Origin of the sequence: Shewanella psychromarinicola (assembly GCF_003855155.1) — a bacterium.
Lineage (GTDB): Bacteria > Pseudomonadota > Gammaproteobacteria > Enterobacterales > Shewanellaceae > Shewanella > Shewanella psychromarinicola.
In genome coordinates this window covers 3,920,612-3,938,649 of sequence record NZ_CP034073.1, presented here as the reverse complement: position 1 = coordinate 3,938,649, position 18,038 = coordinate 3,920,612, and the positions used below count along the sequence as shown (strand labels likewise).

General features: G+C 39.5%; 12 protein-coding genes and 4 pseudogenes. 12 read left to right on the top strand and 4 right to left on the bottom strand.

Annotation, left to right across the window (positions count from 1 at the left end; all coding sequences use genetic code 11):
* Nucleotides 1-3 precede the first annotated feature (3 nt).
* The 12 genes and pseudogenes from EGC80_RS17155 to EGC80_RS17105 form a co-directional block, all read left to right on the top strand.
* Nucleotides 4-870: an FTR1 family iron permease gene (locus EGC80_RS17155; RefSeq protein WP_124011534.1), complete on the top strand. Its 867-nt coding sequence runs from the start codon at nt 4-6 to the stop codon at nt 868-870.
* Nucleotides 871-988: 118 nt separating this feature from the next.
* Entirely contained in the window at nt 989-2,350 is a 1,362-nt protein-coding gene (locus tag EGC80_RS17150) for an imelysin family protein (RefSeq protein WP_206191808.1), read from the top strand.
* A 76-nt stretch (nt 2,351-2,426) separates the two neighbouring features.
* Nucleotides 2,427-3,311, top strand: a pseudogene (locus tag EGC80_RS17145) (IS1595 family transposase).
* Between the two features lie 120 nt (nt 3,312-3,431).
* Nucleotides 3,432-4,844 (top strand): di-heme oxidoredictase family protein, encoded by a 1,413-nt coding sequence (locus tag EGC80_RS17140; protein WP_124011533.1) that lies wholly within the window; start codon nt 3,432-3,434, stop codon nt 4,842-4,844.
* Complete coding sequence (locus tag EGC80_RS17135) at nt 4,841-5,827, top strand: imelysin family protein (RefSeq protein ID WP_124011532.1); 987 nt, start codon at nt 4,841-4,843, stop codon at nt 5,825-5,827. Before EGC80_RS17140 ends, EGC80_RS17135 begins: the two co-directional genes overlap by 4 nt.
* A complete protein-coding gene (locus tag EGC80_RS17130) occupies nt 5,817-6,731 on the top strand; it encodes a sterol desaturase family protein (RefSeq protein ID WP_164839486.1) in 915 nt (304 codons plus the stop codon). Before EGC80_RS17135 ends, EGC80_RS17130 begins: the two co-directional genes overlap by 11 nt.
* A complete protein-coding gene (locus EGC80_RS17125; RefSeq protein ID WP_206191807.1) occupies nt 6,728-7,882 on the top strand; it encodes a cytochrome-c peroxidase in 1,155 nt (384 codons plus the stop codon). The genes EGC80_RS17130 and EGC80_RS17125 overlap by 4 nt, the downstream gene beginning before the upstream one ends.
* Nucleotides 7,883-8,061: 179 nt before the next feature.
* Nucleotides 8,062-8,478, top strand: a pseudogene (locus tag EGC80_RS17120) (transposase); the annotation flags it as partial.
* Nucleotides 8,479-8,503: 25 nt separating this feature from the next.
* The gene (locus EGC80_RS22490; protein ID WP_164839485.1) at nt 8,504-8,653 is read left to right on the top strand and encodes a hypothetical protein; all 150 of its coding nucleotides are present in this window, start codon (nt 8,504-8,506) and stop codon (nt 8,651-8,653) included.
* A gap of 22 nt (nt 8,654-8,675) precedes the next feature.
* Nucleotides 8,676-10,832 (top strand): annotated as a pseudogene (locus EGC80_RS17115) (type I restriction endonuclease subunit R); the annotation flags it as partial.
* Between the two features lie 68 nt (nt 10,833-10,900).
* Nucleotides 10,901-12,060, top strand: a protein-coding gene (locus EGC80_RS17110) for an IS3 family transposase (protein ID WP_407695556.1) whose coding sequence is annotated in 2 segments (ribosomal slippage) — nt 10,901-11,174 and nt 11,174-12,060 — 1,161 coding nt in all. Because the reading frame shifts where the segments join, the coding sequence is not laid out codon by codon here.
* 28 nt (nt 12,061-12,088) lie between these two features.
* Nucleotides 12,089-13,219: pseudogene (locus EGC80_RS17105) on the top strand (DUF3387 domain-containing protein); the annotation flags it as partial.
* A gap of 87 nt (nt 13,220-13,306) precedes the next feature.
* Here the strand turns inward: EGC80_RS17105 and bcp are convergent.
* From bcp to EGC80_RS17080, 4 genes are all read right to left on the bottom strand, one after another.
* Nucleotides 13,307-13,771 carry a thioredoxin-dependent thiol peroxidase gene (gene bcp / locus EGC80_RS17100; RefSeq protein WP_124011530.1) on the bottom strand — a complete coding sequence of 155 codons (465 nt, stop codon included), beginning with the start codon at nt 13,769-13,771 and terminating at the stop codon, nt 13,307-13,309.
* A 144-nt stretch (nt 13,772-13,915) separates the two neighbouring features.
* Complete coding sequence (locus EGC80_RS17095; protein ID WP_124011529.1) at nt 13,916-14,401, bottom strand: bacterioferritin comigratory protein; 486 nt, start codon at nt 14,399-14,401, stop codon at nt 13,916-13,918.
* Nucleotides 14,401-16,602, bottom strand: a complete 2,202-nt coding sequence (locus EGC80_RS17090; RefSeq protein ID WP_124011528.1) for a site-specific integrase — start codon at nt 16,600-16,602, stop codon at nt 14,401-14,403. Before EGC80_RS17090 ends, EGC80_RS17095 begins: the two co-directional genes overlap by 1 nt.
* A gap of 272 nt (nt 16,603-16,874) precedes the next feature.
* A protein-coding gene (locus EGC80_RS17080) for an IS3 family transposase (RefSeq protein WP_407695558.1) occupies nt 16,875-18,034 on the bottom strand; the annotation gives its coding sequence in 2 pieces (ribosomal slippage) (nt 16,875-17,761 and nt 17,761-18,034; 1,161 coding nt in all).
* Between the last annotated feature and the right edge of the window lie 4 nt (nt 18,035-18,038).

Sequence of the window (18,038 nt, the reverse complement as noted above, 5' to 3'; positions counted from 1 at the left end):
ATCATGGGGCAAACTATTTTTGTCGTATGCCGAGAAAGTATTGAAGCTCTCTTAGTAATTGGGATCCTTTATGCTTGGATGGATGGACGCGAAGACGCTAAAATAGGCAAAAAATGGTTATTTGCAGGTATATTGGCTGGTTTTGGCTTAGCTACATTACTGACATTAACATTAATTGGTGTAACAGATTTATTGGGTGGAGAAGGACGAACATGGTTTGAGATCGGCATGCTGGCATTTGCCAGTGCATTGATTGTTCAAATGGTCATGTGGATGCGTGTCCATGGGCGAACGCTAAAAAAAGAAATTGAAAGTGGATTAGAAAAAAGCCTGCAAGACGAAAAGAATTGGTGGGGAGTATTCTTTCTATCAATGATTGCAGTGGGTCGAGAAGGTTCTGAAACAGTAATGTTTCTTTACGGCTCCCTTTTACAACTAGATTCGATCGCATCTTATATGAGCTTTTTCATGGCAGTCGCTATTGGCTTAGCACTTGCCATGGTGCTCTTCTATTTATTGAAATTGGGTGGCCGAGTTATTTCTTGGAAATGGTTCTTTCGAGTAACAGAAATTATGCTTCTTTTCCTCGGCGCTTCCTTGTTATTAACAGCATCAGAAAAATTATTGAGCGGCCCGTTAGCGGCTACTGATTTACCTAGCTGGGTATATAGCACGATGTGGAACATGACAAGTGTGCTTAGTGACGGCTCGATATTAGGTAATCTATTAGCTTCACTTTTTGCTTATCGTTCACAGCCCATTGGTTGGGACCTGGCGGTATTAGGTACTTATTGGATCACTGTATTATTGATACTTAAGTGGCAGTCTCGAGATAAGAGTGCGCCAATAGCTCGAGCTATTACGGAATAATCTTTAGCAAATCACATAAAGTAATCAATAAAATTGCCGGAAGCAGTCAACAACAAATGTTTTATTTAACTATCGAATTCAAGACATAACGTTTAAATTTATCTTAGGAGCAACAAAAGTGAAGAAAACAATTTTATGTATGATGATTGCTGGCGCAATATTAGTATCTGCTTGTAACACAACGCCAAGTACAACTGCAGCATCACAGTCTAATGCAGCCGCATCTCAGAACTTTAAGCAGGATACATTATCTACTTACGCAGCAATTGCTTCTTCTAATTACCAAGATGCAGTGATGGATGCTAAAAAATTACAAGCTGCGATCAGTGATTTTGCAAAAGCACCGACTGAAACTAAGTTACAATCAGCTAAAGAGGCTTGGTTAGTTTCTCGTGAAAGCTACGGAACGACTGAAGTCTTCCGCCTTTCAAATGGTCCTATTGATGCTGAAGATGGTTGGGTAGCAGAAGCTTACGGTAGTTTGGAAGGAGAACTTAACTCTTGGCCATTAGATGAAAACATGATCGACTACACTATGGACGCTAATAATAAGCGTACTAGTGGTAACATTATTGATACTAAAGGCATGTTTACACCTGGCGGTGAAGACGTTAGCTCTGTAGATGTATCAGCAATCACACCAGAAGCATTAGGTGCATTAAATACAAATGGTGGTGATGCAAATGTAGCAGTGGGTTACCATGCAATTGAATTTATGCTTTGGGGTCAAGATCAAGATTACAACAACATGATCGAAGATACTATTACCAATGGTGCTCTGACTGCAGGTCAACGTCCACTGTCTGATTTTACAACTGATAAATTAGCACAACGTCGCCTTACTTATTTGGCTGCAGTAGCGGAAAAGATGGTTGATGACTTGGCCGTAGTATCTAGTGCATGGGATAGTTCAGTTAGTGGTAAAAATGGTCTTTACCGTGCCGCTTTATTAGCAGAATTAACTGGCGATCAAGAAACTAAAAATATCGATGAAGCTGCATCATTAAAACAAATATTAGCTGGTGTTGGCGTATTTGCTAAATCAGAATTAGCTAATGAGCGTATTGCAGTTGCTGTTTTAACTCCTAGTGAAGAAGATGAGCATTCTTGTTTCTCTGATAACACACACCGTGATATTGCCTCGAACTACCAAGGTATTAGAAATGTCTTAATGGGCGAATACAAAGGTAAAAAAGTAGGCCCTGCCTTCATCGATAGCCTATCTATGTCCGAGCAAGCTGAGATTACTAAATTAATGGCTGATATTGAGATGCGCATTGCAATGGTCGATAAATTAGCAATTTCTACAATGCATTTTGATTATCAGATTCATCCTGAAAACGAAGAAAGTGTACAGAATATTGTAACTCTTAAAAACCAATTACGTCGCCTAGGTGACAAAATGGTTATTGTAGCTAAAGCGTACGGTATTTCTCTAACAACAACTAATGTTACGGATGCTGAAGAAACACAAGTATAAAGTAACATGCCTATGTATCTGAGTCAGTTTTGGCCTATTCTTATAGTATAAATCAAGACTAGAAGTGAGATTTACTATGAAAATGCCTGAAACGAGTTTTTTTGAATGGCAACGTCAATTCAGCGCTGAAACTGATTGCTTAAATCACATTAAGAAAATGAGATGGCCTAATGGTTTTGTTTGCCCTAGATGCTCTTGTGAGCATGCCTATGAGCTTACAACCCGCAATGTATATGAATGCAGTCAATGTCATAAACAAACATCGGTCACAGCAGACACATTATTCCACGGTAGCCGTATTCCTATCACTAAGTGGTTTTGGGCTATCTACTTTTTAGGCTCAGATAAAGGCAGTATTTCAGCATTAAGACTGAGTAAGCACATTGAAGTTAATTGGCGAACGGCACGTTTGATATTAAGTAAGCTGAGAACAGCTATGGGCCATAGAGACAGCTTATATAGACTGTCAGGGGTCATTGAAATTGATGATGCGTTAGTGGGTGGCAAAAGCAAGGGCAAGCGTGGACGTGGAGCAGGAGGTAAAACACCTGTTTTAGTTGCCGTTGAAAGCAAAGGATAAAAGAGCTGGATTTATTGCTATGCAGGCTGCAAATAGCGTTTGCCATGATAGTGTTGAACAGTTCGTTACCAAACACTTAAGATACAGCAAAAAGTGCATACAGACGGCTTACCTGCGTTGAACATTATAGATAAGACTCAACAACATGAAGCGAGGGTTACCCCCAGTGAGCTTGTTGATGAATGGCTGCCTTGGGTTCATATTGCCATTGGTAACTTAAAAGCATTTTTACTTGGGACATTCCATAGTGTTTCAGGAAAGTACCTGCAAGAATACCTGAGTGAGTTCTGTTATCGGTTCAATCGTAGACAAATGGAAAGAGAAATACCTAACAGATTGTTAAATTTGGCAATCATTCACACGCCAATACATTCTTACTGAGCCAACTGCATAGGCATGTAAAGTAATGATTCAGTAGTGTCATAATAATCGCCACTAATCGATTCGGTTGTTGGCGTTTGTTATTCCCAAGTAAGTACAAGCCATCTTGAATAGTGATTTATGAAAAGTAGTTTTAGTACAGTCTTGACGATTCTTTTTCGAAGCGTTTTTTTGTTTCTGGTGTTAAATAACTTTGCTCATAGCGAAGCTATCAATATGGCGATGGATACTCATAGTAACCAATTTACCAATACAGCAGGTAAGAAACCCTTTTCTCATCCGCTTAAAATGACTGATGAAGAGTTCGATCAGTTTATTCTTGGACGCTCTTTTTTTTCCATCCCTTGGGTTGAAGCCCCGAGTGCAACCACTGCCCGAGATGGTTTAGGTCCTCATTTTAGCTCAAATACCTGCGCTAGTTGCCACATCAATAACGGAAGTGCACCTACATTAAGTAGTGAAAATCAGCCTTTGAGAGCGTTGCTCTTTAAACTTACCCAACCTAGTAATCATTCATCACGATGGTTAGTTAATAATATAGAGACTCCTTTTCATGATAGTGTGCCAGACCCGGTATATGGTGCTCAGGTATCAATAAGAGGTAACGGCAAGGTAAAACCTGAAGCAAAAACAAAATTAAATGTCGAATTTATACCTTTTACTTATCCCGATGGTCAGTTAATCATATTGACAAAGTTTACTCCTTATTTAGATAATTTAGCCTACGGGTCTTTAGCAGAAGAAACTGTCATTTCATTACGACAACCACCTATTTTGGCTGGTCTAAAGTTAATTGAACAAGTTTCAACTGAAGATATTCTGGCTTGGGCAGACCCATCTGATAAAGATGCTGATGGTATCAGTGGCCGTCCGAATTGGTTAAACTCATTAGACCAAGACAAGAAAGTGTTAGGACGTTTTAATTGGAAAGCCAATGCCGATACAATTATTAGCCAAACAGCCAATGCAGCAGCCCATGACCTTGGATTAACTAATCCTATTCATCCACAAGAACTTTGCCAACCAGCACAAGAAGATTGTTTAGTGGCCCCTCGAGGAAGTGATTCACCACTTGGTAACTTGGATCTTCCTCTGCTTCGTCTTCAAGCTATTGCATCTTATATTGGTAATCATAAAGCCCCTAGAACAGTTACCCTAGATGTTGAAGCCCAAAAGGGAAATAAAATATTTAAAGAAGTTGGTTGTAGTAGCTGCCATCGTTCAACATTAACTACAACTCAAGATGTTGAATTTCACCCTTATACTGATCTGCTTTTGCATGATATGGGCGAGGCATTAAAAGATGGTCGTCCAGAATTCCTAGCAACTGAAAGAGAATATCGTACAGCACCTTTATGGGGTGTAGGGGCTCGTGTCCGAGCAGGACATCGTTTTTTACATGATGCACGAGCGCTAACACCAGAAGAAGCCATTCTTTGGCACGGTGGTGAAGCCGAAAATGCTAAATCAAAATTTATTAAACTAGACTATGCTCAGCGCTTGGCCTTGTTACACTTTCTGGAGCAATTATGAAAATTTTTACATCGCTATCATTTATTTGTTTACTTAGCCTACCAGTACTAAGTAATGCTGTAGAACAAGATCCCTATGTAGCTATTTATGACAATGTTATTCAGAGCAATGCAGATAACGCAGTAAAATTTTGTCAAAATGTACAAGATTCTTTGGAAAGCACATCTAGTAATCTGCGACAGCAAGCATTTGTACAACTCGCTGAAGGATGGGGTAGAGTTCAAGCGACTTATATTCTTGGAAACTATGATATGAATGCAATGGATTATCCATTGATGGTAGATTATTTTCATAGCGGGAATGAAGATATTCATGAAAGTGTTACCCGTTTATTAAATCGTGAAAAAGAAGCCTCTGTAGGACTATATAAAAACTCTTATAAAACGATGGGCGCGTTGGATTCTGTTATGTTTAGTGGCACTTGGTCTGAGCGTAGAAAACAATTCTCTAAAGTGATAGCTGCTAACATTTGTAAACGATTTACTCAAATTAGTGACGGATATAAGGACAGTCGCAGTGAGTTTCTTGCTGATAAAGATAAAGCCTTATCATTAGTTGTTAACGCAGAAATTGAACATATTTATAAGACTCGTGATTGGCGGATTGCTCAAATTAGTGGATTAACTAAAGCAAACCTTGGCATCACAAAACCAGAGCATCAACAATACCCTTATAGTAAGGCATCTTGGGCATTTATCGGAGGGATCTTAGAAGCTAACTCGCAACTTTTAAGTGAAGATCAACAACCTAATGTTGCTACTATCTCTTACTCAAAGACCAATAATGACGGACTAGTAGAAGTACAAGCCGCCTTACAAGCAACATTAACAGCATACAAAAATACGCCTGTTGACCATAACTTTAACCTCAACGATATGATCCCGGTATTCCAAGGGCTGTTAGATATTCAGAAAGCATTTTATAGACAACTAGTTAATAGTCTTGGTATTTCAGCTAATTTAATAGATGCAGATGGAGATTGATACCCCCTTAAATCTATTTCTTAATGGTAGTAACCGGATTTTCTGGGGCTACCTTATAGCAAGTGTACTGATTGCATCTGTATGGTATATAAGAAAAGATAGGTCTATTTCATTATCAAGATTAAAGGCTTACTGGTTAAATGCAGATTCAAAATTAGATTATCGCTATTTTTTAGTTAATTGGGTATTCAAAAAACTACTCATTTTACCTGTTCTATTATCAGGGCAAACCGTTGCGCTTTGGACATTGGATAATCTAAACGCAGTAGCAGAACCATTATTTTTACCCTGGTATTATCGTGATATTGTTTTGTGTTACACACTAAGCTTGTTCGTGATTGGAGACTTTAGTCGCTATTGGCTGCACCGTTGGATGCATACGAACCGTTGGTTGTGGAAATTTCACCAAGTTCACCACAGCCCTGAATCATTAAACCCATTGACGTTTTACCGTTTACACCCGGTAGAAATCATACTTTTTGCATTACGCCATGCAATTGTAGCGGGTGTGATTACTGGCATATTTATTTTCTGCTTTGGCGCTAGAGTTGACCTTTATACTGTATTGGGTGGCAATGTATTTGTCGTCATTTTATTTTCCTTTACGGGAAACCTGAGACACAGCCATATTCGACTAGGCTATGGTCGTTGGTTGGAGCATCTGTTGGTATCACCTGCACAACATCAGACACATCATCACCCAGAAAGTATGCAGAAAAATCTAGGTAGCGTATTAGCGCTGTGGGATTTGTTATTTGGAACATTAAAGTTGTCTCAAGATGCTCCGTTAAATCAAAAGTTTGGTTTAGGGGTGGGTAAAAGACAAAATTTTGATAGCGTAACAAAAATTATTATTAATCCATTTTTTGACATTTATACTATTATTCGGCGGAAATTAAAATGATAAAATATTTTACTTTTTTATTTGCAATGGTGCTTATTAGTAGCTCATCTAGCGCTGAGACTAAGCTCTCTGAAGAGGGGCTAGGACAAGCATTATTTTTCGATACTAATTTTTCTATTAACCGTACCATGTCTTGTGCAACCTGCCATGAACCTGCTCAAGGTTTTACAGACCATCGCACCAATAGAGGCAAGGGTATGGTTTCAATGGGGGATGATGGACATTCTATAGGAGGACGTAATACACCAATGGCAGGTTATGCGAACACCTCACCCATATTTCATTTTGATGAAGCTTTAAAAGAGTACGTAGGCGGACAATTTTTAGATGGTCGTGCAGCAACTCTTGCCGAACAAGCGATGGGTCCTCCACTTAACCCTGTAGAGATGGCATTGCCTAATGCAGAAACCGTGATTAAACGTCTACAAGAAAACCCTATTTATACAGCTACTTTTAAACACTTATATGGCGAAGAAATATTTAATCAACAAGGGGAGAATTCGGACTCGATAATTCCTGCTTTTATAGCTTTTGGTCGTGCTATACAAGCTTTTGAAAAAACGGATACTTTTTCTAGTTATGACAGCAAATATGACCGCTTTTTGAGAGGGGAATATGAGCTTACCGTATTAGAGGACCTTGGTCGTACCTTATTTTTCTCCAATAATAATGTCAATTGTAACAGTTGTCATAAATTGAAAGCAGAAGATAGTACAAAAGAACCTTTTAGCAACCATCAATATCGTAATATCGGCGTGCCTTCTAATGACGAGTTACTTAAGCTGAGTGATGTTAAAAATGATTACATTGATCATGGCTTACTAGAAAATCCAGTAGTTAGCGATCTTAAATATGACGGGAAATTTAAAAACCCATCATTACGGAATGTCGCTATTACCGGCCCTTATATGCACAATGGTGTATTTAAAAATCTATCGACCGTGATGGAATTCTACGATCATTATAATAATCCTAAACGTATCATCAATCCAGAAACGGGTAAGCCGTGGAAGGAAGCTGAAGTCCCAGATACTATTGATAAGGAAGAACTTAAAGCTAAAGTATTATCAGATCGTAAAATTGATGCATTAATCGCCTTTATGAAAATATTGACCGATAAACGTTTTGAAGCATTTCTAGAAGCCAAATAAATGGAACGTTAATTCACTTTTACAGGATGTATTTTAAACAAAGATCAACAACCCCTAATAAAAGTGACAAGTTTTATTGTAAATGATCAGACTTTATTGTCTGCCTACATTAATCACCAGGTCTGGCTGTATAGATGAAAGGGCTATCCACTTAGCGCCACCAGTGTCAATATGTAGTAATGAAAACTTCATCGTATTTATTAAAAGCTGGCGTTGATTACCCTACAAATTGGGACGAGTTTGTTGATTGGTTTCATGATGAAAAATCTTGCATCAGCTACCTTTACGCACTTCGTTGGCCAAACGGATTCATTTGCCCAAGCTGTTCAAGCCATCAATCACCTTATCAGTTAAGTAATGGCAAGTTAAAATGTCATGCTTGCGGTTCTCAGTGTTCAGTAACATCAAGTACACTTTTTGACAAAACAAGAACCCCCATGAAAAGTTGGTTTGCTGCGGTCTGGTTTATTACAAATCAAAAAAATGGTGTCAGCGCCCTTGGAGTTCAAAGGTTATTAGGTCTTGGGAGTTATCAAACCGCTTGGTCATTAATGCACAAGTTAAGACATACCATGGTTGATCCTGAAAGGGATAAACGAGTTTGCAGCCGTTTGTTATCATATGGCTATGCCTGATATCAGTCCTGTTCATGTGCCTATGGGCTATATCACCAGAGATAAGAGTTTAATTAAACGGGTATCTGATGTTGTAGACGACTTTTTAGAAGGGTCGGTTGCTTATGGTAAACCGAACTTGATCGGTTCTTTATAACTAACTGGTGCAGAGACTTACTATGAAATTTACAGAAGCGAAGTTAGAAGAGGCCATTATTGAGCTGTTGGGTGAGCAAGGTTACCCATATGTGCGAGGCTGTGACATTGAACGCGATAATACCGACGTGTTAATTAAAGCTGATTTGAGCCAGTATCTCGCTAAAAAGTATGCTGGAGATAATATTACGCCGGGTGAAATTGATTTGATTATTAAGCAAATTGAATCGTTGCCCGCCAGTGATTTATACGACAGTAACAAAACCTTCTGTAAATGGTTAAGTGATGGCTTTTTGCTAAAAAGAGAGCCATGTGCGAATGCTCAACAAGCATCGCAAAAGGATCTCTACATCCAGCTAGTTGACTACAGTAATGTGGTTGAGTCTATTTTGCCGAATTTAGTCGCGACTCACCAACAGGATCAGCAACTAGCCTTAGTCGCCGAACGAGCCCGCCTTTATGCTGCCCAAGAGAGCAGTGACACCAATATCTATAAAATCGTCAATCAGCTTGAGATAGAGGGCATTGATGGTGAAAAGCGTATTCCTGATGGTATTTTGTATATCAATGGTCTACCTGTGGTGGTGTTTGAGTTTAAGAGTGCCATTCGTGAAGAAGAGGCGTCGATACACCATGCTTATGTTCAATTAAACACTCGTTACCGTCGTGATATTCCTTCATTGTTTGTATACAACTCCTTTTGCGTTATCAGTGATGGCGTTAACAATAAAATGGGAGGATTGTATTCTCCATATGAGTTTTTCTATGCCTGGCGTAAAGTCACGGGTAACGAGTCAATCGAAAAAGATGGCATTAACTCGTTGCACACCATGTTACAGGGCTTGTTCAATAAAGCCCGTTTGCGTGATGTTATCCGTAACTTTGTATTTTTCCCTGATACCTCAAAAAACGACGTAAAAATTGTATGTCGTTATCCGCAATATTATGCGGCCCGCAAGCTCTATCAAAATATTAAACTCAGTAGAAAGCCAGAAGGCGATGGTAAAGGTGGTACTTACTTTGGTGCTACGGGTTGCGGTAAGAGTTTTACCATGCAGTTTTTGTCACGTTTATTGATGAAAAGTGTTGATTTTGAAAGCCCAACCATCATTTTAATTACCGATAGAACCGATCTTGATGATCAGTTATCGCAACAATTTACCAATGCCAAAACGTTTATTGGTGACCAAACAGTAGTGACGGTTGAAAGTCGTCAACATTTACGTGAGATGCTTCAAGGCCGCAATAGTGGTGGTGTTTTTTTAACGACAATCCACAAATTTACTGAAGACACTAAGGTGTTGACCGACCGCAATAACGTGATTTGTATTTCTGATGAAGCGCATCGCAGCCAAACAAACCTGGATCAGAAGTTAACCGTCATTGAAACAGGCCCTAATGCTGGCGTAAAGAAAACCTATGGCTTTGCAAAATACTTACATGACTCTTTGCCTAATGCGACCTATGTTGGTTTTACTGGTACGCCAGTTGACGCCACATTAGATGTATTTGGCCCGGTTGTTGACAGCTATACCATGACTGAGTCTGTTAAAGATGAAATTACGGTGCGTATTGTTTATGAAGGCCGAGCAGCAAAAGTTGTGCTGAACAATGCCAAGCTAGATGAAATAGAAGCCTACTATCAAAAATGTGAAGATAATGGCAGTAACGAACATCAGATAGAAGAAAGTAAGAAAGCATCTGCCAATATGACGGCAATTCTTGGTGATCCTGACCGTATTCATGCACTTGCTAGAGATTTTGTCATTCATTATGACAACCGTGTAAGTGAAGGGGCTACTGTTAATGGTAAAGCCATCTTTGTCAGTAGTGCGCGTGAAATTGCTTATTTATTTTATCAAGAATTAACACAGTTAAGACCCCAATGGTTTGAGGTACTGGAATGTGATGTGAGAACGACTCTCACAGAACAAGAACGTAAAAAAATTAAACCGATAGAACGGGTTAAGATGGTGATGACTCGCGGTAAAGATGATCCTAAAGCGATGTGGGATTTACTTGGCACGAAAGAATACCGAAAAGACTTAGACCGCCAATTTAAAAATGATAAATCAAACTTCAAAATTGCGATCGTGGTGGATATGTGGCTAACCGGTTTTGATGTGCCTTCTTTAGATACAATTTACATAGATAAGCCTGTGCAACGGCACAATCTTATCCTGTAATGGTCTAATGAAACTGTAGAGATTTATAGCTTAAAATAAGCAAAATCTTAAAGGTATTTATTATGATTAGAAAAACTAAAATCACTGTCAGCCCTCTTCAAAAATTAGAATATGCCAAGCTGATGGTCGAACAGGGTTACACGAACAAGCAAATTGAAGATATGTCAGGTGCAGGTAAATCTGCGGTGTCTAGATGGAAAGTGCAGTACCAGGCTGAATTAGCCGGTAAAACACCGAAAAATGTCAAAGCATTAACTGAAGAACAACGAAGAATACAGCTTCTAGAAGCCCAACTAAAACAAGCCATGAGGGATAATGATATCTTAAAAAAGGCTGCAGCTTTCTTCATTCGAGACAATCAAAACTTAAAATGATGCGCGAAGTAAAGAAAGCAAACCCAGGCTTTAAAATGAGTGAATTATGCCGAGTATTCGAGATCAGTTGTAGTAGTCTCTATTACAAACCGATCCCAAAAAGCGTTGAAAAACAGGCTCAGATACAATTGATAGAGCAAGCTTTCTCTGAGTCACACTCGACGTATGGCAAACGTCGAATACAGGCTGATTTATTAGATTTAAATTGTAAGGTTGGGGTTTACGCCATAGCTAGCGTAATGAAAAAATTGGGATTAATAGCGATTAAGCCAAAGAAAAAGCATTACTATCCAAATCAAGGTGAGGAGCAAGTTTACGCACCTAATTTGCTTAGACGACAGTTTAACCCTACGACTTATAATACCCATTGGGTGGGTGATATTACCTATATAAAATCACATCAGGGGTGGAGTTATTTAGCCTGTGTACTTGATTTAGGGACCAAAGAAATCGTTGGGTATGCCTTATCAAGCCAACCCAATGCAGCGTTAGCGACAGCGGCATTAAATAACGCGATACAACGTCAGAGGCCAAATACACAGGAGTTGATGTTTCACTCAGACCAGGGTTGTCAGTACTCAGCTAAGGTGTTCAGAGAAAAGCTAAAGCACTTAGGCATTGAACAAAGTATGAGTCGTAGAGGAAATTGTTGGGATAATGCGGTGATGGAACGATTTTTTAGGAGTTTAAAGACTGAAAGATTAAACCGTTTAGCTTTTACCAATCACAGCGCAGTAGTGAGCGTGGTTGAGCAATATATTCAGTTCTACAATTACAAACGCAGACATTCGGCAATAGATTATAAGACGCCACATCAGAAATATAATGAGTTAAAAAAAGCGGCTTAAAATCTCTCCAGAAATACTTGACCATTACATCCAAACCATTTCACGGGTTAACCGCAAGTTTGAAGGCAAAGACAAAGGCTTAGTGGTTGATTATATCGGCATCAAAACTCAGATGAATAAAGCGTTAGCGCAGTATTCTAAGACGGATGTCAGTAACTTTGAAGATATTGCTCAATCGGTCATTGTGGTAAAAGACCACTTAGATTTATTAGGCAAAATGCTGCATACGTTTGACGACGCACCTTACTTTTCAGGCATGGCTGTCGCTCAACTAAACTGTTTGAATAACGCCGCTGAATTTGTGCTCCAAACTCAAAAATTAGAACACCGTTTTATGGCGCTAGTGAAACGTTTGAAGACTGCTTACGACGTTTGCTGCGGCAGTGAGAAGTTGGTAGAAAAAGAACGTGATTATATTCACTTCTATTTAGCGGTTAGATCAATTGTATACAAGCTTACTAAAGGTGAAGCACCTGACACGGCACAAATGAATACTAAAGTGCGGCAGATGATTTCTGAGGCGCTTAAAAGTGATGGTGTTGAAGAAATTTTCAAGCTGGGTCAGGGCGCTGATGGCGTTGATATTTTTGATGATGATTACTTAGCTAAAATCGATAAAATTAAATTACCGAATACTAAAATAAAGCTTTTACAACAATTGCTAGCAAAGGCGATTGGTGAGTTTAAGCAAGTTAACAAAATGAAAGCTATCGATTTTTCACAACGCTTTAAGTCATTGGTTGAAAAGTACAATGAGCGCAAAGAAGAAGACGTGCTTGTAAGCGATGTGTTAGAGGACTTCTCGGACGAAATCATTTCCATGTTCCAAGACCTTAAGATTGAAATGGGTTCGTTTGAGGACATGGGCATTAACTTAGAAGAAAAAGCCTTCTATGACATTTTACTCTCACTAGCCGTTAAGTACGATTTTGAGTATCCAGAAGACCGCTTACTCGAACTTGCCCGTGCAGTTAAAGAAGTTGTAGACGATAAAGCAAAATACACAGACTGGAACCAGCGCGATGATATTAAAGCCGAGTTAAAGGTTGACCTCATCATGCTACTCGCCAAGTTTGGTTATCCGCCAGTGAGCCGAGATGAAGTCTACAAAGAGATTTTTGAGCAAGCAGAGAACTTTAAGAAGAATAGGGCTGCGTAGTCAAAACGATTTACAGCCTCTTATAGGAGGTTATAGATCCTTATATAACTAATCATTGAACGCTGCCTCCTCACGTAGGCTAAGCGATTATTTGTTATTCAAGTAATCTAAAACGACTTCATGGTGATCCTTAGTCTTGAACTTATTGAAAACATGCTCAATATAGCCCAATTCATTGATCAAGAAACTTGTTCTTACTACGCCCATATTTTCTCGGCCCATAAATTTTTTAAGTTGCCAAACCCCGTATTTCTCACAAACGGTGTGTTCTTCATCTGCTAGTAAGGTGAAGTTGAGCTCTTGCTTATTGATGAAGCTATTAAGCTTTTTAGGGGTGTCAGGGCTTATACCGAGCACGACTACGTTATGAGCGTCTAATTCTGCTTTAGTATCGCGTAGCCCTTGAGCTTGTACAGTACAGCCAGGTGTTGAGGCGCGTGGGTAGAAGTAGATCAAAACTTTTTTACCTTTCAGTTCAGAGAGCGTAATAGGGTTATTGTTTTGGTCATTTAACGTAAAATCTGGTGCTGTTTGTGCTGCTTCGATTACCATAATATTTCCTTGTATTTCTTTTTGAATTATTTGGGTGATAGTGTATTTAACCGTGTCCTGTTTAGTGCAAATTTATGCCGCTAGAGTAGCCGGTTTTAAAGGTGTCGAACTGTCCTTTATAGTGATAACTCTAAACAGGACGCTTTATCTGAATTTTCCCTTTATAAGGTTATCAGGTCTTGCTTTTACCACCATATCCATTGCTTTCTCTCGCTCACTTTCATGCAACATCCCCATAAAGTCTTGAACGATTTTGATGTGGATAGCGGCTTGTCTGGCTAGAGCTTCTTCATGATTTCTAGAGAGATCTAAGTATTCCTTTTTCTTTTTATTTGCTCGAGTCATTTCACTTTTAAGTTTTTTAACTTCGACCTGTAAAAGTTCAATAGGTGATGTGCTTGAGCTGCTCTGTGTTGTGCGAGCCTCAAGCGACTTATTCGTCACCAATATTTGAATATCTTCATGTCTGCGAAGTGCTCCCACAGAAAGCCCTGCTTCTTTCTCAACATTACTATTGTTGATTTTTAACTTACCAGCTCGGGCTTTTATTCTTAACTCACGATTCTCTGGTTCATCGTTCAATAATCGCTCTAGGGCTTTTAACAGTTTGTTTTTCGTTGCTTGTGACATTATATGGTCACTCCGAAAGGAATCAGCAGGTCTTGAACTTCTTGAGGTATTACAACGGGTTCATAGCTGATATCTAAGTCTTTCATAATGCGTTCAGCAGCCGTGATTTTGATATACACTTCTGACGCTGTTTGAGGTGTTAATTCATCATGCTCAATGTCCCATAGCATATGAATTTCGGCCTCTTTGCGCTTAGCTTCGGCAAAAACAGCATCGACAATATAGTCGTTCTTACAGTCCACACATTCTAATAGGTTGACTTGTGTGCGCAGACTACAGCCTGTTGATGTGCAGTAAACTCCAGGCGCTACAGCATGGATATGACGCTTTTGGTCTCTAATTTGTTTTTCCCAGTAACTTGACGTGAGCATGTCGTTATCGACCTTATCTCTAAACAGGTTACGCTCTGCCTTCATCATGTTTTTGGCAAACTCTTTCCCTTTACCGCCAGCAACACGCTCTTTATTGGCAAGTTTTTTATAGATTTTTAGGTAGATTTGTGCTTTTTTATCAATCCTTTCTTCATCGATATCGTAGGCTAAGTTTTGTTTTTTTCGCCTTAATTTTTGGAATTTACTGGCGTTTTTAGCGTAGTGCCTAGACATTGCCATCGATACATGACTGAATTGTTGTTTTAGTTGTGGAAAATCACAAAGCTCATAACCAACAAGGTAGTAAGCAAACGAGCGTCGAAGTTGATGCCCTGAGAATCCATAATAATCACCAACATTAAACGAAAGGTTAGGGTCAGAAACTTTCAAATCGATGACATCGTCATCGGTTAGCGCTAGCTTCTCTCCCAGTACGCCTTCAAACCAAGCCTTGAGATGCTTTCCTATTTGGTTTTTATTAATTGCACCACGGTCCTCTATTATCTTATGGAAAAATGCTTGGCTATCGGGATGACGCTGTCTAAGTGGCGTATGTAGCGCTTGCAGTATCTCGTAAGCCTTTTTGCCGACCTCTGTGGTGACAAACTCGTCCTGCTTTGACTGAGAGCCTTTGGTGGTTTTTGAGAGATCTGCATGAATAACATGAATAGTTTGCCCTGATATGGTTTCTGTTGTGCACCCATTTGCGGTATGTAGGTGAAAGGTTTCATCCGAGCGCATACCTGTGCGCGACATTAATGCCCAGAGGCAACCACCATTGAGTTGTTTAACTAATGATTGCGCCTCTCTAAATCCGGTTACCTTCCTGTTGCCAACCGTCAATGTTCGTTCAGGGTGGAATTGGTCGATGTATACAATATTTACCTCAGGTTTGTGTTTGTTGAGTAGTTCAAGGGTAGATTCTTGTGTCGGGTTATTGAGCGCGAGAAAAGCCGATTGAAAGGCTATATTATTTTCCTTAGAACCATTATTTTTTGTAGATAAATACCACCGAAGCCCGGTATTTTTGAGCTGTGCCTCACCGCTAACAATATAGTTTGCATATCCTATATAGGTTTTATCAGAGTAGGTGGCTATGTAATCAGATAGCTTGCTCAGTTCGTCACGAATAGGGTATAGCTCGTTCACTAATGCTTCTGATTGTTGAAGTCCCAAGTAGTACAGTCGCTGTGGGATAACCGTGTACTGCTCTGGCTCTTTAGTGACTAAACCCAAATCCGAGGCAGATAACGTTTTGTTAAGGCTAACATTAAAGGGTAGCCTCTTGGCTTCAATGTACAGTTTGTTGAGTGGTGCATAGGTGCTTTTTCGTTCGAAGTCCAAAACGGTAACATCACCTAATACCCAAGCCTCTAACCGCTCAAAACTTATTAATTCAAAACTATTGTGACCTTCATTGAGTAGACCTTTGGCGACTTTCTTTAACCCAGTGATAGTTTGCACAATGCTAATAAAAGAATAATCTTTGGGTGAGATCCATATCATACTTAATGCCAATGCCTTCAATTGGTTTGTCAGGTTGAGCTCCATCACCTTTCCGTCTAGAAAGAAATCTAGAGTATCTGTTTTGGTAGCATTAGGCTCAAAGAACGGTTGGAGTTGACGCCAAGCGTTGTTGTCCCCAATTTTACCCAGTGACTCACCTGTGACGCTAAAACCAATATCTAGCGCTTCAAAATCATCCCACTCGCCCGATTTAATGGCAGGTTCTAACACATCCTTCAGGTAATTTGTGTAGCTTCCAACGTGATTTTGTGCGCTTAACAGGGCATTTTGTTGGTCAATGTTGTTCTTAGGTAGTTTTATCATGATTGGCTCCCAATTAATGGTTGAGGGCTAAAATGGCGTGATCCATAGATACCCGAGGGTGACGACCGTTTCGGTTAAAAAATTCCATCGCATTGTCGTACACATCCTTGCTGGCACCATCGAGAGTAACCTCAAAAGCGGCGATTCTTTCATGGACTTCCTCTTGCGCATTAGGGTACAGGTTTACTGCCTCCTTCAGCACATCTATGAAAGAGATAAGTTTATAGATGGATTGAGTCTCATTGTAATGGTCAAGTATTTCTGGAGAGATTTTAAGCCGCTTTTTTTAACTCATTATATTTCTGATGTGGCGTCTTATAATCTATTGCCGAATGTCTGCGTTTGTAATTGTAGAACTGAATATATTGCTCAACTACGCTCACTACTGCGCTGTGATTGGTAAAAGCTAAATGGTTTAATCTTTCAGTCTTTAAACTCCTAAAAAATCGTTCCATCACCGCATTATCCCAACAATTTCCTCTACGACTCATACTTTGTTCAATGCCTAAGTGCTTTAGCTTTTCTCTGAACACATTAGCAGAGTACTGACAACCCTGGTCTGAGTGAAACATCAACTCCTGTGTATTTGGCCTCTGACGTTGTATCGCGTTATTTAATGCCGCTGTCGCTAACGCTGCATTGGGTTGGCTTGATAAGGCATACCCAACGATTTCTTTGGTCCCTAAATCAAGTACACAGGCTAAATAACTCCACCCCTGGTGTGATTTTATATAGGTAATATCACCCACCCAATGGGTATTATAAGTCGTAGGGTTAAACTGTCGTCTAAGCAAATTAGGTGCGTAAACTTGCTCCTCACCTTGATTTGGATAGTAATGCTTTTTCTTTGGCTTAATCGCTATTAATCCCAATTTTTTCATTACGCTAGCTATGGCGTAAACCCCAACCTTACAATCTAAATCTAATAAATCAGCCTGTATTCGACGTTTGCCATACGTCGAGTGTGACTCAGAGAAAGCTTGCTCTATCAATTGTATCTGAGCTTGTTTTTCAACGCTTTTGGGGATCGGTTTGTAATAGAGACTACTACAACTGATCTCGAATACTCGGCATAATTCACTCATTTTAAAGCCTGGGTCTGCTTTCTTTACTTCGCGCATCATTTTAAGTTTTGATTGTCTCGAATGAAGAAAGCTGCAGCCTTTTTTAAGATATCATTATCCCTCATGGCTTGTTTTAGTTGGGCTTCTAGAAGCTGTATTCTTCGTTGTTCTTCAGTTAATGCTTTGGCATTTTCCGGTGTTTTACCGGCTAATTCAGCCTGGTACTGCACTTTCCATCTAGACACCGCAGATTTACCTGCACCTGACATATCTTCAATTTGCTTGTTCGTGTAACCCTGTTCGACCATCAGCTTGGCATATTCTAATTTTTGAAGAGGGCTGACAGTGATTTTAGTTTTTCTAATCATAATA

Excerpts from the sequence above, each read along its gene's own strand:
- EGC80_RS17090 (WP_124011528.1), bottom strand. The coding sequence starts at position 16,602 with ATGATAAAACTACCTAAGAACAACATTGACCAACAAAATGCCCTGTTA.
- EGC80_RS17140 (WP_124011533.1), top strand. The coding sequence starts at position 3,432 with ATGAAAAGTAGTTTTAGTACAGTCTTGACGATTCTTTTTCGAAGCGTT.
- EGC80_RS17155 (WP_124011534.1), top strand. The coding sequence starts at position 4 with ATGGGGCAAACTATTTTTGTCGTATGCCGAGAAAGTATTGAAGCTCTC.
- EGC80_RS17135 (WP_124011532.1), top strand. The coding sequence starts at position 4,841 with ATGAAAATTTTTACATCGCTATCATTTATTTGTTTACTTAGCCTACCA.
- bcp (WP_124011530.1), bottom strand. The coding sequence starts at position 13,771 with ATGGTAATCGAAGCAGCACAAACAGCACCAGATTTTACGTTAAATGAC.
- EGC80_RS17095 (WP_124011529.1), bottom strand. The coding sequence starts at position 14,401 with ATGTCACAAGCAACGAAAAACAAACTGTTAAAAGCCCTAGAGCGATTA.
- EGC80_RS17130 (WP_164839486.1), top strand. The coding sequence starts at position 5,817 with ATGGAGATTGATACCCCCTTAAATCTATTTCTTAATGGTAGTAACCGG.
- EGC80_RS17125 (WP_206191807.1), top strand. The coding sequence starts at position 6,728 with ATGATAAAATATTTTACTTTTTTATTTGCAATGGTGCTTATTAGTAGC.
- EGC80_RS22490 (WP_164839485.1), top strand. The coding sequence starts at position 8,504 with ATGGCTATGCCTGATATCAGTCCTGTTCATGTGCCTATGGGCTATATC.